This window comes from Streptomyces populi (genome assembly GCF_002911015.1).
In the GTDB taxonomy this organism is placed as follows: Bacteria; Actinomycetota; Actinomycetes; order Streptomycetales; family Streptomycetaceae; genus Streptomyces; species Streptomyces populi.
On sequence record NZ_KZ626852.1, the window covers coordinates 40701 to 64890 of the forward strand.

Genomic DNA, 24190 nt, shown 5'->3' on the forward strand with positions numbered 1-24190 from the left:
CGTACGAAGTCCGCCGTACGCCCCTCGAATGCACAGCCCGCCCCCCGAATTGCTGTCTGCCGTCTGCCGTCTGCCGTCTGCCGTCTGCCGGGCGTCGGGCGTCGACGGCGTCGGTCGTACGCCGTGCGCACCCGTCGCGTCGGCCGTACGGAATCCACCTGAGCCCGAGTTCACGAGGACACCAGCCCAGATGCCTGCGAACGAGTTGCCGAAGCAGTTCCCCGAGATGTCCCCGACGACCGCCGACGGGGTGCGGGCCTGGTTGACGTCCGCCGTCGCCGAAATGGCCGGGATCGCCCCGTCGGCCGTCTCGCCGGAGCGTCCGATCGCCGAATTCGGTCTGGGATCGGTGCAGTTGGTGAAACTGGCCGCGGGCTTGTCGGAGTGGACAGGACGGCCCCTCGAACCGTCCGTCGTCTTCAACCACCCCACGATCGCGGGGGTCGCCGAGGCAGTCCTCGGCGAACAGCCCCTGGGCGCGGCCGATCCGGCTCCGGCCTCCGTGCCGGCCGGCCCGTCCGTGCGGAGGGACGACGACATCGCGATCATCTCCATGGCCTGCCGGTTCCCCGGCGGCGCCGACGACCCGGAGGCCCTCTGGCGGCTGCTGGACGCGGGCGAGGACGCTGTCGGCGGGGTGCCCGCGGGCCGCTGGGACACCCAGGGGCTCTACGACCCCGACCCCGAGGCCACCGGCAAGGCGTACACCCTGCGCGGCGGCTTCCTGACCGGCATCGACCGTTTCGACGCGGCCTTCTTCGGGATCTCGCCGCGCGAGGCGGCGGCCATGGACCCGCAGCAGCGGCTGCTGCTACAGACCGGCTGGGAGGCGATCGAGCGCGCCGGGATCGTCCCGGAGACGCTGAACGGCAGCCTGACGGGCGTCTACGTCGGCCTGTACGACAGCGGCTACCTCGCCTCGGCCCCACTGGACCGGCTCGACGGGCACGTCGGCACGGGCTCGGCGTCCAGCGTGGCGTCCGGACGCATCGCCTACACCCTCGGGCTCCAGGGGCCGGCCGTCACGGTCGACACCGCCTGCTCCTCCTCCCTCGTCGCCCTGCACCTGGCGGCGCGGGCCCTGGCCGGCGGCGAGTGCGACCTCGCGCTGGCCGGTGGCGCGACGCTCCTGGTGACACCGCGCGGGCACGTCGAGTTCAGCAGGCTGCGCGGGCTTTCGCCGTCCGGCCGGTGCAGCCCGTTCTCCACCGACGCGGACGGGGTGGTGTGGGCCGAGGGCTGTGGTCTGGTGCTCCTCAAGCGGCTCGCGGACGCGCGCCGGGACGGTGACCGGGTCCTCGCGGTCGTCAAGGGGTCGGCGATCAACCAGGACGGCCGCAGCCAGGGACTGAGCGCGCCGAACGGCCCGGCGCAGGAACGGGTGCTGCGCGCCGCCCTCGACGACGCCGGGCTCCGGCCGGACGACCTGGACTACGTGGAGGCGCACGGCACGGGCACGCGCCTCGGCGACCCGATCGAGGGCCGGGCGCTCGCGTCGGTCTTCGGACCCGGACGCCCGGCGGAGCGGCCCCTGGGCGTCGGTTCCCTGAAGTCCAACATCGGTCACACACAGGCCGCGGCGGGCATCGGCGGCGTCATCAAAACGGTCCTGTCCCTCGGTCACGAACGTCTCCCGGCGTCCCTGCACGCCGAGACCCCGACCGAGCACGTCGACTGGTCGGAGAGCGGTCTGCGCGTGCTCGGCGACGTCGAGGCCTGGCCGCGGCGGGACGACCGGGTGCGGCGGGCCGGGGTGAGCGCGTTCGGGATCAGCGGCACCAACGCGCACGTGGTGCTGGAGGAGCCGCCGCAGGACCTGGCACGACCGGCCGCGGCATCGACGCCGGCCGTGGCACCGATGCCGGCGTCCACTCCGACGCAGGCCGTGGCACCGGCATCGGCCGCCACCCCGGTGCAGGCCGTGACACCGACGTCGGCGACCGCTTCGGCCCAGGGCACGGCACCGGCATCGGCCGCCGCTCCGACGCCCGTCCAGCACACCCGTACCGGGCAGCCCGTCCTCTTCCCGCTGTCCGCCCGCACTCTTCCGGCCCTCCGGGGCCAGGCGGCCCGCCTCCTCGACGCGCTCTCCGTACGACCGCGGCCGGCACCGGCGGACGTGGCCGGAACGCTGGCCCACCACCGCACCCACTTCGAGCACCGTGCCGTCGTCCGGGCGGCCGACCACGACGAACTGCTCACCGCGCTCCGCGGCCTGGCCGAGGGGAAGCCGGACCCCGACCTGATCGTGGGCCCCCAGCAGGCGCTTCCGGCGGGCAAGTTGGCGTTCGTCTTCCCCGGTCAGGGCGCCCAGTGGTCCGGCATGGCCCGTGACCTCCTCGACCGTTCACCGGTGTTCGCCGACGAACTCGACCGCTGCGACGCCGCGCTGCGCCCGTTCACGGACTGGTCGGTGGCGGCCGTCCTGCGTGGCGACGAGGGCGCGCCCTCCCTGGAACGGGTGGACGTCGTCCAGCCCGTCCTGTTCGCCGTGATGGTCTCCCTGGCCGCGGTGTGGCGGGCCCGTGGCGTACGGCCGGACGCGGTGATCGGGCACAGCCAGGGAGAGGTCGCCGCAGCCTGCGTCGCCGGGGCGCTGAGCCTGAGCGACGCCGCGGCGGTGGTCGCCCTGCGCAGCCAGGCCCTGACCGAGGTGTCCGGCACCGGGACCATGGCCGTCGTCGCCCTGCCGCACACCGAGGTCGAGGCGCGCCTCGCCGGCCTCGCCGGGCTCGGCGGCCGGGTGTCCGTCGCCGCCGTGAACAGCGGCCGCTCGACGGTGATCGCCGGTGAGGCGGAGCCGCTCGACGCCCTGCTCGCCGGCCTCGCCCACGAGCAGGTGTTCGTCCGCCGCCTCGACGTCGACTACGCCTCCCACAGCGCCCGGGTCGAGCCGCTGCGCGCGACGATCCTCGACGAACTCGACGGCGTCACCACCTTCCCGACCTCCGTCGCCTGGTACTCCACGGTCACCGGTGAGCCGGTCACCGAGGAACTGGAGGCCGACTACTGGTACACGAACCTGCGTGAACCCGTGCGCTTCGCGGCCGCGGTGGAACGCATGACGGCCGACGGCTACCGCCACTTCGTCGAACTCGGCCCCCACCCCTCCCTTCTCACCGCCGTGCGCACGGTCGCCGAGGACCACGGTCACGAGGACGTCGTCGCCGTCGGATCGCTGCGCCGGGGCGAGGACGGGCCCGCCTGCCTGGACCGGGCCGCCGCCGAACTCCACGTCCACGGACGGCGGATCGACTGGCGCCGCGTCGTTCCGGACGCGGACACGGTCGACCTGCCCACGTACGCCTGGGATCCGCAGTCCTACTGGATCGATCCCGAACCCGGGGGAGCCGGTGCCGTGGCCTCCGGCCTCTTCGACCGCGCCGCGCACCCGTTGCTGGGCGTCCACCTGCAGTCGGCGGACGAGACCCGCTGGACCTTCCGCGGCGAATGGTCCCCGGCCACCGCCGACTGGCTGCCCGATCACGCCGTGTTCGGGCGGACCGTGGTGTCGGGCACGACCGTCATGGAGCTGTGCCGCGCCGCGCTCGCGGTGGCCCGCCCGGACCGTCCCCACGACATCACCGACCTGCTCCTGCTCGCGCCCCTCGTGCTGCCCGGGACCGGCACCGTCGAGGTGTCGGTCGAAGTGATCACCACCGGATCCGAGCCGGAGATCACCGTGCACAGCCGCCCGCGCGGCCAGGAGGCTCAGGGCTGGACCCTGCACGCCACCGCGTCGGCCACCGCGCCCGCCCCGGTGACGGCGGCGCGGCCGCCGGTGTGGCCGGAGTCCGCCGAGTCCGCCTGGAGCGCGGGCACGTACGAACGGCTGGCCGCCCTCGGTCTCGGCTACGGGCCCTCCTTCCAGTGCGTCCGCTCGGCGGTCACGACCACCGCCGACGCCGAGCTGCTGGCCCGGCTGTCGCTGCCGGCCGCGGCCCGCGACGCTTCCGATCCCTACCCCGTCCACCCGGCACTGCTGGACGCCGCACTGCACGTCGCCGCCGCGCTGGACGCGTCCGAGGGCCGGGTGCTGCTGCCGGTCTCGGTGGGCCGCTGTGTCCTGCCGCCCGGCGGCGCGGGTGACCTCACGGCGCTGGTCCGGCGGTCGGGCGGCTCGGGCACGGACCTCGTCCTCGACGTGACCCTGTGGGACACCGACGGCTTCCCGGCGGGACGGCTGGAGGACGTGCGGCTGCGGGCCGCCGACCCGTCGGACCTGAACGGCGCCTCCGAGAACGGCCGTCACCTGTATGAAGTGGCGTGGACGGCCGTGACCGACCGGCCCGAGACGGTGCCTCCCGCCGCGTGGGCCGTCCACGGCGACCGCTCCGACCCGCAGGTCGAGGCCGCCCTGCGGGACCTGGCGGCGGCGGGCGTCCAGGTGCGCGAGACGGGCGCCGACATCGTCGTACGGTTCTGGCCGCGTCCGGGGACCGGAAGCGAACCGGCCTCCGCCGCGCAGGAGTTGGCCGCGTCGGCGCTGACCGAACTGCATGCCTTGATCGCAGCCGCATCCGGGCCTGCGTCCGGGGCCGGGTCCACGTCCGACCCGATGCCCGCCCGGACCGTCTGGGTGACCCGTGGCGCGGTCGCGACCGGTGCCGGGGACACCGTGCCCGGCCTCGCCCAGTCCGTGCTGTGGGGCCTCGCCCGCAGCGCCCGGGCCGAACACCCGCACCTCGGGCTGACCCTGCTCGACCTCGAGGGCTCCGAGCCCGCCGACGTCCTGCCGACGGCCGTCGCCCATGCCGACGAGCCCGAACTCGCCTCCCGGGAAGGCTCCCTGCTCGCGCCGCGGCTGGTGCGTGCCCGTGCGGCCGACGCGCTGCGGATCCCGGCCGGTGACGCCTACGAACTGGCCGGTCCCGCGGCCGACCCGACCCTGCGCGCGACGGCGCCACCGGTCCTGACGCCGGGCCGGGTGAGGATCCAGGTGCACGCCGTGGCCGTTCCCGGGCCCGGCGGGGAAGGGGAACGCACCGCCTGCGCCGGTGTGGTCACCGAGACCGCCGCCGACGTGACGGACCTGGGGCCCGGCCTGCGGGTCGTCGCCCTGGCCGACACCCCGCCCGGCTCCACGGCGGTCGCCGACGCGCGACTGGTCGCGGTGCTTCCGGACGACGTACCGTTCACCACCGCGGCCGCCCTGCCCCGCACGCCCGACGGCGCCACCGGCACCGAAGAGGCGGCCCGGACGCTGCGTGAGGCCGTCGCGGGCCGGACGCGTCCCGCCCGCCCCCAGGTCCTGCCCGTCACCGCCGCGCGTGAGGCGATACGGCGGGGCAGGGCATCGAGCGCCCCGGTCGTCCTCGACCTCGCGGGACACGGTGTCCTGGTGCCCACCGACGGCACGGTCCTGATCACCGGCGGCCTCGGTGCCGTCGGCCGGCACATCGCCCGGCTCCTCGCCGGACACGGCGTCCCCCGGCTCCTCCTGACCTCACGTCAGGGAGCGGCCGATCCGCACGCCGCCGAGATCACCGCCGAACTGGCCTCGCTCGGAACCGAGACCGAGATCGCGGAGTGCGACGTCGCGGACGAGGCGTCCCTGGCCCGTGTGCTCGCCCGCGTCGGCGACGCGTCGCCGCTGCGTGGTGTCGTGCACTGCGCCGGAATCCTGGACGACGGGGTGGTCGCCGAGCTGACGCCCGAACGTCTCGCACGGGTGCTGCGCCCCAAGGTGGACGGCGCCGTCCACCTCCACGGGCTCACCGCCGGCACACCGCTCGACCTGTTCCTGCTGATCTCCTCGGCGGCCGGCGTGCTCGGCAGCCCGGGCCAGGGCAACTACGCGGCGGCCAATGTCTTCCTCGACCAACTGGCCCACCACCGGCGGGCCCTGGGCCTGCCCGCGGTCTCGGTCTCCTTCGGCGCCTGGGCGGGAGAAGGCCTCGCCGCCGAACACGCCGACCTGGAGCGCATGGCACGCCTCGGCCACCGCGCCCTCACCCCCGACCAGGGCCGCGAACTCGTCGAACTCGCCCTGCGCCGGGGCGCGCCGCACCTGATCGCCTGCTCCCTGGACCTGCCCCGCCTGCGCGAGAGCACGGCCGTCACGGACGGCGGCACGGCGGCCCTGTGGCGCTCACTGCTGCCGGCGTCCCGCACCGGTCAGGACGGCGGCACCGGTCTGGCGGAGCGGCTGGCCCGGCTCCCGGAGGCCGACCGCGCCGCACGTGTCCTGGACCTGGTCCGTGAGGAGACGTCCCGGGCGCTCGGCCTGCGCTCGGCGGAGTCCGTCGGCCCCGACCAGCCGCTGCGCGAGCTCGGCATGGACTCGGTGACGGCGGTGGAGCTCCGCAACCGCATCGGCGCCCGGATCGGCGCCCGGCTCCCCGCCACCCTGCTGTTCGACCACCCCACCGCGGCCCGGCTCTCCGCCCACCTGCTGACCACCGCGCTCTCCGCGGACGCCCGCACCACACGGCACGGCACACCCGCTCCACGGTCCCTCCGCACGGTGGCGTCGGTGCCGGACGAGCCGCTGGCCCTGGTGGGCATGTCCTGCCGTCTGCCCGGCGGCGTGAGCGACCCCGAGGACCTGTGGCGACTCGTCGCCGAGGGCCGCGACGCGGTGGGTCCGTTCCCGGCGGACCGCTGGGACGTGGAGTCGCTGCACGACCCCGACCCGGAAGCCCTGGGCAAGTCGTACGCCCGGGAAGGCGGCTTCCTCGACGACCTGGAGTCCTTCGACGCGGGCTTCTTCGGCATCACCCCGAAGGAGGCGGAGGCCATGGACCCGCAGCAGCGGATGCTGCTGGAGACGGCGTGGGAGGCGCTGGAGCGCGCGGGGATCGTGCCGGGCGAGCTGGCGGGCAGCAGCACCGGTGTGTACGTCGGCATGTTCGGCAGCGACTACCTCGCGGGCTCCCGGCTCGACCAGCTGGACGGCTACGTCGGCACGGGCTCGGCGCCGAGCGTGGCCTCGGGCCGGCTCGCGTACACGCTGGGCCTGAACGGACCGGCGCTGACGGTGGACACCGCGTGCTCCTCGTCCCTGGTGGCGCTGCACCTTGCGGCACAGGCACTGCGGTCGGGCGAGTGCGACCTGGCGCTCGCCGGCGGGGTGACGCTGATGGTGACGCCGGGCACCTTCGTCGAGTTCAGCCGTCTGCGGGGACTGTCTCCGACGGGTCGCTGCCGTTCCTTCTCCGACGACGCCGACGGCGCCGTGTGGGCCGAGGGCGCGGGCATGGTCGTACTGAAGCGGCTCGACGACGCACGGCGCGACGGCGACGAGGTGCTGGCCGTGCTGCGCGGCACGGCCGTCAACCAGGACGGTCGCAGCCAAGGCCTTTCCGCGCCGAACGGACCGGCCCAGGAACAGGTGATGAGGCGGGCGTTGGAGCTGTCCGGTCTCGAACCCGCCGACATCGACTACGTCGAGGCGCACGGAACCGGCACCACGCTCGGAGACCCGATCGAGGCGAACGCCCTCGCGGAGGTCTTCGGCACCTCACGTCCCGAGGGCCGCCCCCTGCGTCTCGGCTCGCTCAAGTCCAACATCGGTCACACACAGGCGGCTTCGGGCGTGGCCGGGCTGATCAAGGTCGTGCAGTGCCTGCGGCACCGCTCCCTCCCGCCCACCCTGCACGCCGGGACGCCCAGTCGCCATGTCGACTGGGACGACAGCGGACTGAGTCTGCTGCGGGAGGCGGCCGCCTGGCCGTCGACGGACGGACGCGTACGGCGGGCCGGTGTCAGCGCTTTCGGGATCAGTGGCACCAACGCGCACCTGATCGTCGAGGAGGCCGAGCCGGCCGAGGTACCGGCTGAGGCATCGGCGAAGGAGGAAACCGCCCCGGGCGCCACGCTGTTCGCGCTGTCCGGGCGCGGTGAGGCCGCCGTGCGCGGACAGGCCGCCCGACTGGCCCGGCGTCTGGACGAGGACGTCGCCCTGTCCGACGTCGCCCACACCCTGGCGCGCCACCGCAGCCACTTCGAACGGCGCGTGGGGATCGTGGCCGCCGACCGGGACGAACTGCGCGCACGGCTCGACGCGTTGGCGAGCGGACGGACGCCGCTGCCCCCGCCCCGCGCCGAACGGACGGGCAAGGTGGCCTTCGTCTTCGCCGGACACGGCGGCCAGTGGCCCGGCATGGGCATGGAGCTGGCGGCCGATTCGGAGGCTTTCCGAGAGGAGCTGACCCGTATCGACGAGGCGGTGCGCCGTCGTGCCGGCTGGTCGGTGCTCGACGTGCTGCGGGCGCCCGAGGAAACCGCCCCGTTCGACCGCACCGAGTTCCTGCAGCCGGTGCTGTTCGCGGTCAACGCGGCCCTGGCCGCCGCCTGGCGTGCGCTCGGCGTCCGCCCGGACGCCGTGACCGGACACAGCCTGGGCGAGATCGCCGCCGCGTACAGCGCGGGCGCCCTCACCCTGGACGATGCCGTGACCGTGGTGACCGGGCGCGCCCGCGCGGTCGCCCCCCTGGTCGGACAGGGCGGCATGCTGGCCCTGGAACTGCCGCGCGCGGAGGCCGAGAAGCTGCTCGCGCCCTACCCGGACCGGCTGTTCGTCGCGGCGGTCAACAGCGCGCACTCCACGGCCGTCTCCGGCGACACCGAAGCCCTGGCCGACCTGCGCGGGCACCTCGAAGCGCGGGACGTCCCGGTACGGCGGCTGTCGACGCCGTTCGCCTCCCACACCCCCTTGATGGATCCGGTCCGCGCGGACCTGGTGAACCTGCTCTCCGGGGTCCGCGGCACACGCACACCGACCCCGCTGTACTCGACGGTGGCGGCCGAACCGGTGCCCGGAGACCGGCTGGACGCCGACCACTGGTACGCGAACCTCGGGCGTCCCGTCCGTTTCGCGGACACGATCCGGCGGATGCTGGACGACGGCTACCGCTACTTCGTCGAACTGAGCCCGCACCCCTCGCTCACCGCGTCGGTCGAGGCGGTCGCGGCCGAGGCGGGCGTCGACGCCGTCGTGGTCGGCTCGCTGCGCCGCGGGCGGGACGGACGCGGCGAACTGCTGCGCAGGTCGGCCGATCTGTACGAGGCCGGGCACAGCCCCGACTGGCCGACGCTGCTCCCGCGGGGCCGCCGGACCGACCTGCCCACGTACGCCTTCGCCCGCGAACGCCACTGGCGCACGCCCGCCCCGGCCACCGGAACGGCCGGGGGTTCACCGCTCCTCGGCACCCACGTCGAGGCCAGTGACACACCCGGCCGGCACATCTTCCAGAGCGACATCGACCTGCGCGACAGCCGCTTCGCCTACCTCGCCGACCACCGGGTCACCGGCGAGGTCTGGCTGCCCGGCGCCGCCTTCCTCGACCTCGCGCTGGAGGCCGCGGCCACACTGCGGGACGGCGGCGAGGCACGGCTGGCCGACGTGAGGTTCGAGCGGCCCCTGGCCCTCGACCCGCACGAGCCCGTACGGCTGCAACTCGTTCTGCAACCCGCCGGAGAGGACGGCTCACGGGACTTCACCATCGCCTCGGCGACCACCGGCGAACGGCACGTCCCGTGGGAGCGGCACGTCACCGGACGGATCGTCGACGGCGCCGAACCCGCGCCCGACGCGGGCGAGGAGCTCGCCGTGCTGCGCGAGCGGTGCGCCGAGGAGGCCGACCTGTCCGCCGTCTACGCGGGACTCACGGCCCTGGGCATCGACTACGGCCCGGCCTTCAGGCTCCTCGAACAGGGGCACCGCGCGGACACCGCGGCCGTCGGCCGGCTCGCCCGGCGGCCCGCGGCCGGTCATCTGCTGCACCCCGCGGTCCTCGACGCCGCCTTCCACACGGCGGCCCTGCCGGCCGGCGCGCCCGCGGGCCGGGCCTTCGTGCCCGCCGGTGTCGGACGGCTGCGCCTCACCGGGCTGCGCTCCGCGCCCGCGTGGGTGACCTGCCGACTGCGCTCGGTGGACGGCGACACCGCGCTCCTGGACCTGCGGCTCTGGGACGAGAAGGAGCAACTGCTTCTGGAGGCGACGGAGTTCGAACTCGCCGCGCTCTCGCCGCTGGACGGCGCGCTCTTCGAGACCCGCTGGCAGCCGCGCCCGGCCGCGCAGGAGCGGCCCGTCGACGGCGGCTGGCTCGTCCTGGCCGACGGGACCGGGGTGGCCGACGCACTCGCACAGCGGCTGGCCTCCGCCGCCGTGCCCCACGTGATCGTACGCAGGGGCGCGGAGTTCGGCGCCGAGAGCCCCGGCCGCTACGTCCTCGATCCCACCGATCCACGGCAGTTGACCCGTCTGCTCGACGAGGCCTTCGCCGACGGGCCGCCCGAGCGGGTGGTGCAGCTGTCCGCACTCGACGCGCCGGCCGTCGAGGACGCCGTCACGGCCGAACAGGCCGCGCGGCACTGCTGCCTGAGCACCCTGCACCTGGTGCGGGCGCTCGCCGACCGGCCCCGGGGCCGCGCCCCGCGCCTGTTCGTGGTCGTACGGGGCAGCCAGGCCGCCGGTGACAGCACACAGGTGACCCACCCTCAGCAGGCCCTCGCCTGGGGCTTCGGACTCTCGGTGGCCCAGGAGTACCCGGAACTGTCGACCACGCTGATCGACCTGCCGGCCACGAACGACGACGACGGTCTGTGGACGCAGTTGCGGCACGCGGACGACGAACGGCTCGTCGCCCTGCGGGAGTCGGGCCGGCTGGTGCCACGGCTGGCCCGTACCCGTCCCGACGAGGGCGGGCACGACGGGGTCACCGCGGACGGCGTGCACCTGATCACGGGCGGTCTGGGCGGCCTGGGCCGGGTGGTCGCGGAGCGGCTGGTCCGCCGGGGCGCCCGCCGACTGGCCCTGCTGAGCCGGAGCGGGCCCGACGCGGCGACGCGGAGCTGGATCGAGGGGATCGAGGCGCGCGGTGTCACCGTGCACCTCGCCCGCGCGGACGTCGCCGACCGTACCGCGCTGTCGGCCGCCCTGGACGCCGTACGGAGCGAGGCCGGGCCGATCGCCTGCGTCGTCCACGCGGCCGGTGTCCTCGACGACGCCACGGTGGCGAACCTGACCGACGAACGCGTCCTGCGCGTGCTCGCCCCCAAGGTCCAGGGCACCACCCTGCTCACCGAACTGGCCCCGGAGGCCGAGAGGTTCGTCCTCTTCGCCTCGGCCGCCGGCGTCCTCGGCTCGGCCGGCCAGAGTCCGTACGCGGCGGCGAACGCCTTCCTCGACGCCTGGGCGCACCACCTCTCCCGCACCGGGCGCCGGGCACTGAGCCTGGACTGGGGCGCCTGGACCGGGGTCGGCATGGTCGCCGGTTCCGCCGACCGGGCCGCCGAGACCGGCCGTTCGGGTCTGGTCGCCTTCACCCCGGCGGAAGGCGGTGAGATGTTCGAGCGGGTGCTCGCCACCTCCCGCCGCCAGCTCGCGCCCCTCGCCCTGGACCCGGAGGCGCTGGAACTCGACCGGGACGCGGCGCGCACCCGCCCGATCCTGGGCGACCTGATCACCGTCGCCGCAGCCCCCGCGGGCACGGACGACCTCGTCGCACGGATCTTCACGGCGACGACGGACGAGGACCGGACCGGGCGCCTCGAGGCGTACGTACGGGCCAAGGTCGGCCACGTCTCCGGCGGCGTCGTGGAGGTGTCCGCCACCACGCCCCTCAAGGAACTGGGCCTGGACTCGCTCATGCTGGTCCGGCTGCGCAACGCCTTCACCCGCGAGCTGGGCGCCGAACTCCCGGCCGCCGCGGTCTTCTCGGCGTCCGACATCCGGGGCCTCGCACGGGCCCTGGGCGAGGTGCTGCCCGAACGCGACACCACGGCACGAGACCAGGAGCCCCGGCCCGACGTCACCTCCGAGGTGCCCGAGACCGAACTGCGGCCCGCCACCCGTGACGTCGTACGGCTGTTGCGCAGCGCCCAGCCGGGCATGCCGGACGCGGCGCACGCCGTCGGCCTGGCCGTCCGGCTCACCGCGCCGACCACCCGCGAGGAGCTCACCGGCATCGTCACCCGGCTCGCCGGCCGGCACGCGGCCCTGCGCACGACCGTGGTCACGGACGGCGGCCGGGGCCGGCGACTGTGTGTGGAGCGGGAGCCGGCCGGGACACTGCTGCGCTGGACGGACGTGTCCGCCGACGCCGTACCCGACGCAGACGCCGACGCCGACGACCGGTTGTCCCGGCTGCTGGAGCCGCCGTTCGACCTGGCGCGGGGGCCGCTGTGGCGGTTCGAGCTGCTCGACGCCGGTACGCGCGGCCAGATCCTGGTGTTCGGCGCGCACCACGCCGTGAGCGATCTGCAGTCGCTGCTGCTCGTCGCGGGGGAGATCGACGCCGAACTGTCCGGCACCTCGCTCGGCGACGCCGTCACCAACCGGGACGTCGACCTGCTGGTCGAGGCCCAGCGGACCGGTGAGGTCTCCGGCACCGCCGCCACCACCGAGTGGCGCGAGGCATTCCACGGCAGCGAGCGTCTCGACCTGACGCTCGCCCGACCGCGTCCGGCGACGCGTTCCTACCGGGCGGGGAGCGTGACCGTGGCGATACCCGACGGGCTGATGGAGCGGGTGTCGGCGGCCGCCGCCGGGCTCGCCGTCACCCCCGCGGCCTTCTGCCTCGGCGCCCTGACGGTACTGCTGGCCAGGACCCGCGAACGGGAGCGCTTCGTGCTCGCCGTGCCCGTCGACACGCGCATCCACGTCGACGCGTACGACGCGGTGGGCTTCTTCGGCGTACCGGTGCCGTTCCCGGCCGAGGCGGCGGCGGGGGAGCGGATCGAGGAGGTGCTGCGCCGGACGGACGCGCGCCTGGACCGGGTCCTCGCGAAGGGGGCCATGTTCTCGGACGTGCTGGCGACCCTGGCCGGACAGGGACTGCACCGGGCGAACGCACCGCTGGTGGAGGTGTACTTCAACTACGTACGCTCCGCGGCGGCCCCCCTCGGCCGACTGGAGGTGCTCCCGGCAGGAACGGGGTATTCCGACCTCGACCTCATGATCACCATGACCCCGGACGCGGGCCTCGTCCGGCTCGACCACAACCTCGACATCCTGGACGCGGCGACCTCCACCGAACTGGCGGAGGAATTCCTGCGGCTGCTCGCCGTGACGGCCGACGACCCGACCGGGGCGGTCCGCACGGCGGGTACGACGGGTGCGGCGGCAATCGTCGCGACGGGTGTGACGGCGGGCCCGGTCACGAAGGCACCTCCGGTCGGGACGGCGGCCCCGGTCGGGACGGCGGCCCCGGTCGAGACGCCGGCCCCGGTCGCGGGGGACCCCGCCGTCCCCCCGCGCCGCTCGCTCGCCCTCGCGGCCACCTTCGCGCTCGGCAACCTGCCGCTGCTGTGCGAGGCGGCCGTCGAGGAGGGCACCCGTGAGGGAGCGCGGGAGGAAAGGACCGGGGGCGAGGGCCTGACGGTGACGGAAGCGCCGTACCACCAGGTGCTCGCCGCTCTGCGCGATCCCTCGGGCGTCTTCACCGATCCCGCCACGGCGGTGGGCGTGGTGCTGCTGCGGGCGGCGGACCTGGAACGCTTCGGCCCGGTGACCGACACGGTGCTCACCGAACTGAGCACCGCCTACCCGGCCGCCCTGCGGGCCCTGACCGAGCGGACCCGGGGACCGCTGATCGTCGGCATCCTCCCCTCGGCGCGACCGGACGACCGCTTCGCGCGATGGGAGAGCGACCTCGTCGCCGAGCTGACCGACGTGCCCGGCATCGCGGTGCTGGGCCCGGACGAGTGGACGCGGCACCACGCCGTGGCGGAACGCTTCGACGAACGGACCGAGCGGCTGGCCCATCTCCCCTTCACCCCGCGCTTCCAGGCGGCGGTGGCCCTGCGGCTGGCCCAGACCGTACGGGCGGTCCTGCGACCCGCGCCGAAGGTGATCGCCGTGGACGGCGACGAGACCCTCTGGGGCGGGATCGCCGGGGAGATCGGCCCCGAGTCGGTGGACCTGACCGGACCGCGCGCCCGGCTGGCACGGACGCTGCTGCGGTGGCGGGCCGCGGGCGCGCTGCTCGCCCTGGTCAGCAACAACGACGAGGACACCGTACGGACCGTCCTGGAACGCCCGGACAGCCTGCTGAAGGCGGAACACTTCAGCGTGCTGTCCGCCGGCTGGGGCCCGAAGCCGGACCGCCTCACGGAAGCGGCACGCACTCTCAGCCTGGGACTGGACAGCTTCCTGTTCCTCGACGACAACACGGTCGAGATCGGGAAAATGCGGTCGGCACTGCCGGAAGTCCTGTCCGTGACCTGCCCTCCGACGGCCGAACTGGACGACTTCCTCGACCGGTTGTGGCCGCTCGTTCCGGCGGCGGCGACGACCGAGGACGGACTGCGGGCGGGGTTCTACGCACAGGAGCGGGAGCGGGACGCGGCGCGCGAGCAGGCCGGTTTCGAGGAGTTCCTCGCCCAGTTGCGGCTGGAGGTCGACATCCGGGCCCTGTCCGCCGACGACGTCGAACGGGCCGAGCAACTCGTCCGCCGCACCAATCAGTTCACCCTCCACCCTCGGTCCGTCGGCGGCGGCGATCTGGCGCGGTGGCGGGAGCACGGCGAGGTGTGGACGGCCGCGGCACGGGACCGCTTCGGCGACTACGGCCAGATCGGCCTGCTCGCCCTGTGCGTGGACGGTGACCGACTCGACGTCCTCGACTGGAAGTTGAGCTGCCGCGCTCTCGGCCGAGGCGTCGAGGAACGGCTGTTGCAGTGGCTGGCGGACCGCGCGGACGAGCTCGGCTGCGTGAAGGTCCGGCTGACGGCGGAGCGCACCGACCGCAACGTACCGGCCCGGCGTCTGCTGGCCGCTCTCGGCGGCGGAGACCAGGACGACGAGCACCTGGAGAGCGTGGTCACGCCGGAACACCTGCGGGCCTTCCGCTCCTGGCGGAGGAAGTGAGCGGGGCGGCGGACCGGTCCGCCGGAGCGGTGCGGAAAAGGACAGCGCACGAGGTGAAAGGCTCACATGAGTGAAGTGAACGAGACCGCGTCGGCCCACGCCGGACAGCGAGCGGTCGGCGAGGCGATCGAACGGGGTGACGGCGGGCCGAGCGTGGAGGCACTGCTGGCCAGGATCGGACAGGCCGCCGCACCCCCGGCGGCCGGAACCGGCACGGAGCCGGGTGCGGACGCCTCGGCGTCCCCTGCGGGGCACGGCGCGGACGCGCGGACCGACGCGAGCGCCGCGACGTCCGGTGCGGGGACGGACGCGGGTGCGCCCGCCGTCCTGCCCCACGCCGGTGCGGCTGCCGGGCCGTTCGACGCCGACGCCGGCCCGCACGCCGACGGGTCCACCACGCCGCCCGGCAAGGACGCGGGTGCCGGGGAGTCCCGCACCCGCGTCGACGCCGTGCCGTACGGCACGGATCCCGGTGGCGACACCCGTACCGGAACGCCCCGCGGTGCCGACACCACGTCCGGGCCCTCCGCGCCCGCCGCCCCCGGCCCGGTCGGTCCAGCCGCCCCCGCCGACTCCGACGCGGACGCGCTGGCGGCCGTCATCGCCGCGGCGGCCGGACCCTTCGTACCCGGAGGACACCTGTCGCCCGACACCGACTTCTTCGACGCCGGCGGCACCTCCGTGGGAGCCGTGGAACTCGTCGCGGCGCTGGAGGACGAGCTGGGCATGGAGATCGACCTCGACGAGGTGTTCGCCGACGCCCGTCCCCGCAGCATCGCCCGGCGCCGGCTGGCGACCGCGGGTGCCACGGCGGCCGCCTCGGTCCCCGGTGCGCCGTCGATCCCGACGGCCGCGTGGACCACGGCCCCGGCGGTCGGCACGAACGACACCGCGGGGGCCCCGGACGGCTTCGCGCCCTCCGCCCCGGCCTCCACCTCGGGCGGCGTGAACCCTGTTCCCCTCCCGGCCCTCGCACGGGGTACGAGGCCGGCTCCCGCCCCCGCCGCGGACACCCCGGGCATCTCGTCGTCCCGCACCCCGCCCGGAGCGACGGTCGCCGCCCGGGCCCCCGGTGACGGCACCCCGTACGCCACGGCCCGTCCCGAAGACCTGGAGCAGATCCTGGCCGACCTCTCCCTGGCCGACCGCCTGCCCTGGACCGGCTCGCCCGAGCCCCTGCCGCCCCGCCGGATCCTGCTCACCGGCGCCACCGGCTTCCTCGGCGGTCATCTGCTCCTCGATCTGCTCAGACACAGTGACGCGCATGTCCACTGCCTCGTCCGCGCGGCCGACGAGGAGGCTGCCACGGCCCGTCTCGGCGAGGCCCTGAAGAGCCACCGGCTGCCCTGGTCGTCGGAGGTCCGCCGTCGGGTGACGGTACTCCCCGGCGACATCAGGCGTCCGCACCTCGGTCTGTCCGACGGCGCCTGGAACAAGCTCGCCCACGAACTGGACAGCATCGTGGGCGTGGCGGCGGCCGTGGACTTCCTGCGCGGCTACCAGTCGCTGCGCGGGAGCAACGTCATCGGCGCGCTGACCCTGGCCGAACTGGCGGCCACCGGCCCGCCCAAGCCGCTGCACCACATCTCCTCGATCGCGGTCTTCAACGAGGTCGGCATCTCCTCCATGGGCGAGGACGACCCGCTCGCCCACGTCGACCGCCTCGTCGCGGGCTACGACCAGACGAAATGGGCCGCCGAGGTCGCCCTGCGGCGGGCCCGCGACCACGGTCTGATCGTCACCGCGATGCGCCCGGGAGGCATCGGAGGCCACACCCGCACGGGTGCCCACAACCCGCAGGACCTCAGCAGCGGTCTCATCTCGGCCTTCGGCCGCTTCCGTACCGTGCCCGCCTTCCACCGTCTGAACGCGGCCCCGGTGGACTGGGTCAGCCGGGTCGCGGCCGCCGTCGTCTGCGAACCCGACGCCTGGGGATTCGACTACAACCTGACCGGTGTCCCCAACACCCTCGACGACGTCGTCCGGGACATGGCGTTCGCCGGGATGCACGTGCGCGTACAGGACTGGGACGAATGGCGCACCGACGCCCTGGCCCGGCTGGAGGCCGAACCCGTTCCCGAACTCGCTTTCCTCACCAGGGTTCTGCAAAGCCCCACCGCCCTCAAGCTCTGCGAGGCGACCCTGAAGGGGCCCGCCGCCACCGACGACCGCACCGCCGCGCTCGTCGAGGCGCTCGGGCTGCGCCCCGCGGCCCGCTACGACGCCCGGGCCCAGCTGAGGACGTTCGAGCGGCTCGCCGAGGACGGCCTGGCCCGTCTCCCGCACAAGGACGACCAGCCGTACCTCTGGTTCACCGAGACCACCGAGGGCGCCGTCGGCCCGGTCGGCGCCGACGCCGACATCCCCTGCTCGATGGAGCTCACGCTCTCCATCGCGGGCATGCACCAACTGGTGAAGGAGCGGCGGGTGGACGCGGGCGGCGAGCTGGTGTGCGCCGCGGTCCATCCCGCGCCGCTGCGCGTGGAACGCGGCGACGTCTGGATCCGTCCCGAGGAGGGCATCCCGCAGCGGCACGGTATGCGCGGCCGACTCCTGCGCTACCGACTGACGTTGAGCGACACCGACGGAGGCCGGTGGTGGCTGGAGGGCCACAAGTACGCCCGTGCCCGCCGTGACGTGTGGCGGCAGACCCGCGCGCTGAGCGTCGAGATCGGCCGCGAGGGCGAACCGGCGAGCCTCGCCGGCGAACTCGTCGTCCCCGCCGACAGCTACGTGCGCGACCAGATAGACGGCATCGAGGTGGACCCGCGCCTGACCGGCCGGGAGAAGCGCGCCGCCAAGCTGACCTGGCTCGCCTGGTTCGGCGCGGAGATGGGCCGCGGCCTGTTGGGCCCCTTCACCCGTGCCGCCGCCGACCTCCTCGACCTGCGCCCTGCCCGGACCCCCTCGGAGCGCCACCGATGATCTTCAGAACCACCACCTCCCGTACCAGGCCGACGATCCGCAAGGTCAGGACGGGCACGGCCCTGCGGCCGCTGCGCCACCGCCTCGACCCGGCACGGGTCGAGGAGATCCCCTTCAGGGCCGGGGACGGCGTACGCCTCGGTCTCACCCGTATCGACAGCGGGGACCAGGACCGGCCCGCCGTGCTGCTCCTGCACGGACACACCGCGTCCGCCGACATGTTCCTGCTCCCCGAGACCCGCAACCTGGTCGACGTCCTGCTCGACGACGGGTACGAGCCCTGGCTGCTCGACTGGCGGGGCAGCTGCCGGCTTCCCTACAACGAGACCGGCCAGAGGTACACCTACGACGACGTCGCTCTCCACGACATCCCGCAAGCCGTCTCGTACATCCGCGAACGCATCGGCGACCGGCCGCTGTTCGTGGTCGCCCACTGCATCGGCTCCCTCACCCTGTCGCTGAGCATGACGGCGGGGCTCGTGCCCGGGCTCGCGGGCGTGGTCTCCCAGGGCGTGTTCCTGACGCCGAAGCTCGCGGGACGGACCTCGCTGCGGATGACGGTGGCGGGCGAACTGCTGAAGAACCGGATCGACCACATCCCGGTCGACTTCCGCAAGGTGGGCCTCCGGTCGCGCTACACCCCCCTGTTCGCGCTGGCCTCCCGCGGGGCGGACTGCCCGGACCCGACCTGCCAGATCCTCCACAACTCGGCCTGGGGCTCGGGCGCTTCGCTCTTCCTGCACGAGAACCTGTCCGACGCCACCCACGACCGGCTCGCCGAACTCCTCGGGCCGGCGCCCCTGTGGATCCTGCCGCACCTGCGCCGCATCGAACTGGCCCGCAGCGTCGTCCGCTGGCACGACACGGACCACCGCTACCGGGTGCTGCCGCCCAACGCGCTGGACGCGGCCGCCCGCATCGACACTCCCGTCCTGCTGCTCGCGGGAAGCGAGAACGGGCTGTGGCTGGACTCGCAGAAGCTCTGCCACGAGGTGCTGGCACACCGCCAACCGCAGCTGGACGTGTCGTACACCGAGATCCCCGCCTACGGCCACCTGGACACCTTCCTGGGCCGGGGGGCCGCTCTCGATGTCTTCGGACACATCCTGGAATTCCTCGGCGAACGACGGTGACGGCGGGCCCCGCGGCCGGTTACCGTACCGATCAGTAACCAGAGTGCGGCCCAGGAGTCCGATCCGGAGATCCGCCACCCACCGAGGTCCGACCGCTTCCGGCCGCACAGGACGGACGCGTCCCGATCGGCGGCCAGGGTGCCCGGAGAGCCGGACGGCCACTCCTGGCCGCCGCCGCAGACGAGATCCCACAAGCCCCGTCCGGCCCTCCCGGGCCACCCGACAACTCACGGAGACCCCATGCCGCAGCTCGAAGTCGACGGTGCCGCGCTGACGTACGACGACGAGGGCCCGCGCGACGGCGACGGTGTGCCCCTGGTGTTCATCCACGGCTGGACGGCCAACCGGCACCGCTGGGACCACCAGACGGAGCACTTCGCCCGGAAGCGGCGGGTCGTACGGCTGGACCTGCGCGGGCACGGGGAGAGCGAAGGGTCGGGGCGGCGGACCGTGGCGGAACTGGCCGCCGACGTTCTCGCCGTCCTCGACCACCTGGAGCTCGACCGGTTCGTGCTCGTCGGCCACTCGATGGGTGGGATGATCGCGCAGACCCTGACGCTCGCCCACCCCGAGCGGGTCGAACGGCTGGTCCTGGTGAACTCGATCAGCAGGATGAGCTACAGCCGGGGGAGGGGCCTGCTGATGGCGGTCTCGACCCTGGTGCCGTTCAAGCTGTTCGTGGCCGCCAACATCCAGCGCGCCTTCGCCCCCGGCTACCCGCGCGAGAAGATCCGCGAGTACGTCCGGGCCTCGGCGGACACGCCCCAGGAGGTGGTCATGACGTGCTACGGCGCCATGCGGTCCTTCGACGTCCTCGACCGGCTCGGGGAGATCAGCACCCCCACCCTCCTGGTCCACGGCTACCACGACGTCCAACTGCCCGTCTCCCAGATGCTGCGGATGGCGAAGGCCTACCCGGACGCCGTGGTGCGGATCGTGGACGCCGGTCACGAACTGCCCGTGGAGAAGCCGGAGGAACTCACCGCCGTGCTCGACCGGTTCGTGACGGACCAGCCGTAGCCGAAGCCTTCGGCGGGGGGCCGAGGCGGACAGGCCGGCCGGTTTCGTCGGCGTACTCCGTGACCAGGGGTCCGGGTCCGCTTCCGCCTCCCCCGGTGGCGTTCCGCCGCGGGGACGCGATCTCCCGGCGCCGGCCCGGGTTCCGTGCCCCGCCCGCGAAGGGGCGGGCGAAGCCGTGGCGAGGGAGGCTCACCCGCGCGGATGGATTCGTGCGTCCGGTGAGTGCAACGCCGCTCGTCGTGGCCGTCGGCGCGTGCGGGCGACGGAAGGCTGGCGTTTATGTTCACAGCATATGTACGACCGGCGCGGCAGCGGCACGGTGACCGCCGCCGGTCCTTCCCGGCCCGGGCCGGGACCGTCGCGGCGACAGTCCTGGCACTGGTCCTGACCCTCCCGGGCAGCGCCGCCGCGGTCCCGGGCGGCCTGGACACCGTGTTCGGCGGGGACGGCAAGGTACTCACCGGCATCGCCGCCGACGATCACGCCGACGACGTGGCGGTACAGCCCGACGGGAAGATCGTCTCTGTCGGCGCCTCCGTCGACGACACGGCGACGGAGAGCGACTTCGCGCTGACCCGCCACAACCCCGACGGCACCCCGGACACCGGCTTCGGCACCGGCGGCACGGTGACGACCGCCGTCAACAACACGGGTTCGAACCTCCAGTGGAGCGAGGCGCACGCCGTGGCACTGCAGGCCGACGGCAAGATCGTGGTGGTGGGCGGCAGCTGGCGGGAGTACGAGAACTGCTGCTGGTTCGTGGTGGCCCGCTACAACCCCGACGGGAGTCTGGACAACACCTTCAGCGGCGACGGCCGGGTCTTCGCCGACTTCGACGGTCCGACCGAGGCCCGCGACGTGGCCGTCGACTCGAGCGGCAGGATCGTCGCGGCCGGCTACGCCGGGGGCCGGATGGCGGTGCTCCGCCTCACGAGCAACGGCACCCCGGACACCACGTTCGGGGGCGACGGCACGGTGACCGCCAATCCGGCGGGGCCGGTGCCGCAGGAAGGCGGGGACGGCCGCGCCCTGGTGCTGCAACCCGACGGCAAGATCGTCGTCGGAGGCCAGGTCGGCTCGACCGCGTTCGACTTCGCGCTGATGCGCTTCAACGCCGACGGCGGTGTGGACACGAGTTTCGACGGCGACGGTGTCGTCCGAACCGACTTCGGCGACTACGAGTCGGTGGAAGGGCTCGCACTCCAGCCCGACGGGAAGATCGTCGCCGTGGGCGGCAGCGGCACCAGGTTCGCCCTGGCCCGTTACCTCCCCAACGGTGCCCCGGACACGGGCTTCGGCGGCAACGGCAAGGTGATCACCCCCGGCGGCGGAGCGGCGGACGTGGCGCTGCAACCGGGTGACGGCCGGATCGTCGTCGCCGGAGGCAACGGACCCGGCGGCGATTTCGCCGTCCTGCGCTACAACCCCGACGGCGGCCGGGACACCGGCTTCGGCACCGGCGGCCTCACGACCGCCGACTTCGGCGGCACCGACGCCGCCCGTGGCGTCGCCCTCCAGGCGGACGGAAAGATCGTCGCCGCGGGCGGGGGCGGACCGAACGACGACTTCGCCCTGGCCCGCTTCGAGGGCGGCGGTTCCCCGCCGCCACCGGCCGGCGTGAACCTGTCGGTGACGAAGTCGGGTCCCACCACGGTCAGCATCGGTGACCGGGCCGCCTACAGCGTGCGGGTCACCAACAACAGTGCCACGGCCTCCGCCACCGACGTCTCCCTGTCCGACACGATCAGCGGAGTCGCCGCATCGGTCGTCTCGGTGACACCCAGCTCGGGCACCTGCTCCATCACCGCCACCACCGCGAGCTGTTCCCTCGGCACCCTCGCCCCCGGAGCCACCGCCACGGTGACGGTCGCCGCCGAACCGCGGGCCGTCGGCACCCTCACCGACCGGGCCACGGCCGGCGCCGCCCAGACCGACCCGACCCCCGGCGACAACACCGCCACGGCGACCACCGCGGTCGACAACGCGCGCGGCTGCACCCGCGTCGGAACCAGCGGCAACGACACCATCACCGGTACCAGCGGCAACGACGTGATCTGCGCCCTCGGCGGCGACGACACCGTCAACGCGGGCAACGGCAATGACACCGTCCACGGCGGGTACGGCAACGACCGCATCGACGGCGGCTCCGGCAACGACACCCTCACCGCGGGCCCCGGCAACGACAACCTGATCGGCAACTCCGGCACCGACACCCTCGACACCGTCGACAACGTGTCCGGCAACGACACCGCCAACGGCGGCCTGAACACGGACACCTGCACGACGGACGCGGGCGACATCCGCATCGGCTGTCCCTGAACCGCACCGCACCGCCGTGTCCCGGGCCCCGCATGCCGTACGGGGTCCGGACGGCACGCGGCGCGTGTGCGACGGCCGCGCCGTCGGGGGCGGCACGGGCCGCGGTCCGCGCGCCGACGCCTTCCCGGCATCCCCCCCCCCCGCAGACGAAGAAGACCCCGTCCCGAACCCGGGACGGGGTCTTCGCGGAGCGCCGGGCAGGCCTTGCACCTGCATCTCCCCGCAGGAAGCGGGACGTCTTTCCTTGACGAAGCCGCGGTGCCACCCGACGACACGGGTCAGCGGGCCGTCCGTCTCGATGCGGGTGCTGCCGCCGGGCGGGGTGACGCCACGGAGCTGAGCGTCGTACGCGGCGCGGAGACCGTCGATCGAAATGTCCTTCACGCGAACACCGTACGGACCGGGTCACATGAATAAGCCCCTGCCGGACCGAGCGAGCACCGCGCCCGCACCCCCCGGCACCGGGGCCGGGGCCGGTCGACGCGTCCCGCGCCCACCGTGGGTGACGGTCACTCAGTTCTGTACCCCTCGTTCCTCGTCCGCGCGCCGCATCCGACGCCGGTCCGTGCGCGGTGGTCGATCCGGCGGGCGCCGTGGTCGACGCCGGTGAGGCGGTGGCGGAGCCCCGGACCGGGAGGCGTCCGGGGCTCCGGTGCGCATCGGTGGCCTCGGGTGGTTCAGCGCTCCGGAACCTCGGTGGGCCGCGGCCGTCCGGGGACACTCTCCCGAACGGGTTCCCCGGATTCCGGGTGCCCTGGACCGTCGGCCGGGGCGGCGTCGCGCAGCGCCGCCTCGACCCGGCGGTTGCTGGTCATGGTCGCCGTGACGGCGGTCATGGCGAGGAGGAGGCCGGCGGCGGTGTAGAGCGGGGCGCGCACGTCGTACGTGGTGGCCAGCCAGCCGCCGAGGAAGGCGCCGAACGGGGCGGCGCACATGGCGAGCATGCGGGAGGTGGAGGCGACCCGGCCCATCAGGTGGGCGGGGACGATCGCCTGCCGGAGGGAGGGGCCGAGCACCATCGTGGCGCCCATGCCCGCTCCGCAGACGGCGAGCGCGAGGCCGGCGACGTACGGGTTCGGGGCGGCGGCAAGGCCCAGGACGGCGAGTCCCTCGACCGCGGCCGTGCAGGTGAGCGCGGCGCCGGTGCCGAGCCGTCGGCCGAGGAGGGAGGCGACGCCCGCGCCGAGCAGGCCGCCGGTGGCCTCCGCCGTGAGGAGCAGGCCGAAGCCGTAGGTGTCGATGCCGAGGCGGTCGTGCGCGAAGAGGGCGAGTACGGTCTCCACGGCGATGAAGGCGATGTTCCCGACCGCCGGGCGCAGCGCGAGCCCGAGCAGCAGCCGGTCCCGGAAGACGTACGAGGCGCCGGCCCGAGCCTGTCGCAGCAGCGACTCGCGGGCCTCCGGCACGGGCCGGGGCGTGGCGGGCAGCGACCGTACGAGCAGTGCGGAGAGCATGAACGACACCGCGTCGGCGAGCAGGGGGAACGCCCGCCCGAGCGCGAGCAGGGCACTGCCCGCGGGCGGCCCCGCGAAGCCGGACATGGCGGTCTGGGCGCCGCGCAGGCGGGAGTTGGCGCGCTCCAGGAGCGCGGGGTCGCGGCTGAGCAGATCCGGCAGGTAGGCCGTGGCCGCCGTGTCGAAGAAGAGTCCGCCGAGGCCGAGCAGGAAGGCGACGGCCGCGAGGAGCGGAATGCTCAGCACGTCGAGCGCGGCAGCCGCCGTCGGTATCGCGAGCAGTGCCGCACGTGCCACGTCCGCGGTCCACATCGTGCGCCGGCGGTCCCAGCGGTCCACCAGCGCACCGCCGAGCACCCCGAAGAGCAACCACGGCAGCGTCCCGGCGGCCGTGACGACGGCGAGCGCCATCGGATCCCGCGTCAACGTCAGCGCGAGCAGCGGCAGTGCGGCGTGCGTCACCCCGTCACCGAGCGAGGACACCGTCTGAGCGGTCCACAGTCGCCCGAACCCGGTCGGCAACT

6 protein-coding genes are annotated in these 24190 nt (G+C 74.3%); 5 read left to right on the forward strand and 1 reads right to left on the reverse strand.

The features are described from left to right. Nucleotides 1-190: 190 nt before the first annotated feature. The 5 genes from CW362_RS09645 (at nucleotide 191) to CW362_RS09665 (ending at nucleotide 22212) form a co-directional block, all read left to right on the forward strand. On the forward strand, nucleotides 191-14815 hold the full coding sequence (locus CW362_RS09645) for a type I polyketide synthase (RefSeq protein WP_103548965.1): 14625 nt from the start codon (nucleotides 191-193) through the stop codon (nucleotides 14813-14815). A 66-nt stretch (nucleotides 14816-14881) separates the two neighbouring features. Further along, nucleotides 14882-17740 (forward strand): thioester reductase domain-containing protein, encoded by a 2859-nt coding sequence (locus CW362_RS09650; RefSeq protein ID WP_240657733.1) that lies wholly within the window; start codon nucleotides 14882-14884, stop codon nucleotides 17738-17740. After that, nucleotides 17737-18873 carry an alpha/beta hydrolase gene (locus CW362_RS09655; RefSeq protein WP_103548966.1) on the forward strand — a complete coding sequence of 379 codons (1137 nt, stop codon included), beginning with the start codon at nucleotides 17737-17739 and terminating at the stop codon, nucleotides 18871-18873. The genes CW362_RS09650 and CW362_RS09655 overlap by 4 nt, the downstream gene beginning before the upstream one ends. 240 nt (nucleotides 18874-19113) lie before the next feature. Further along, the gene (locus CW362_RS09660; RefSeq protein ID WP_103548967.1) at nucleotides 19114-19893 is read left to right on the forward strand and encodes an alpha/beta fold hydrolase; all 780 of its coding nucleotides are present in this window, start codon (nucleotides 19114-19116) and stop codon (nucleotides 19891-19893) included. Between the two features lie 279 nt (nucleotides 19894-20172). After that, nucleotides 20173-22212, forward strand: coding sequence for a DUF11 domain-containing protein (locus CW362_RS09665; RefSeq protein ID WP_103548968.1), 2040 nt, complete (start codon nucleotides 20173-20175; stop codon nucleotides 22210-22212). Nucleotides 22213-22889: 677 nt separating this feature from the next. Here the strand turns inward: CW362_RS09665 and CW362_RS09670 are convergent. Further along, complete coding sequence (locus CW362_RS09670; protein ID WP_206300917.1) at nucleotides 22890-24188, reverse strand: MFS transporter; 1299 nt, start codon at nucleotides 24186-24188, stop codon at nucleotides 22890-22892. Between the last annotated feature and the right edge of the window lie 2 nt (nucleotides 24189-24190).

Bases quoted from the DNA above. Each gene is read 5' to 3' on its own strand.
- CW362_RS09645 (WP_103548965.1), top strand. From the start codon at position 191: ATGCCTGCGAACGAGTTGCCGAAGCAGTTCCCCGAGATGTCCCCGACG.
- CW362_RS09655 (WP_103548966.1), top strand. From the start codon at position 17,737: ATGATCTTCAGAACCACCACCTCCCGTACCAGGCCGACGATCCGCAAG.
- CW362_RS09660 (WP_103548967.1), top strand. From the start codon at position 19,114: ATGCCGCAGCTCGAAGTCGACGGTGCCGCGCTGACGTACGACGACGAG.
- CW362_RS09650 (WP_240657733.1), top strand. From the start codon at position 14,882: ATGAGTGAAGTGAACGAGACCGCGTCGGCCCACGCCGGACAGCGAGCG.
- CW362_RS09665 (WP_103548968.1), top strand. From the start codon at position 20,173: ATGTTCACAGCATATGTACGACCGGCGCGGCAGCGGCACGGTGACCGC.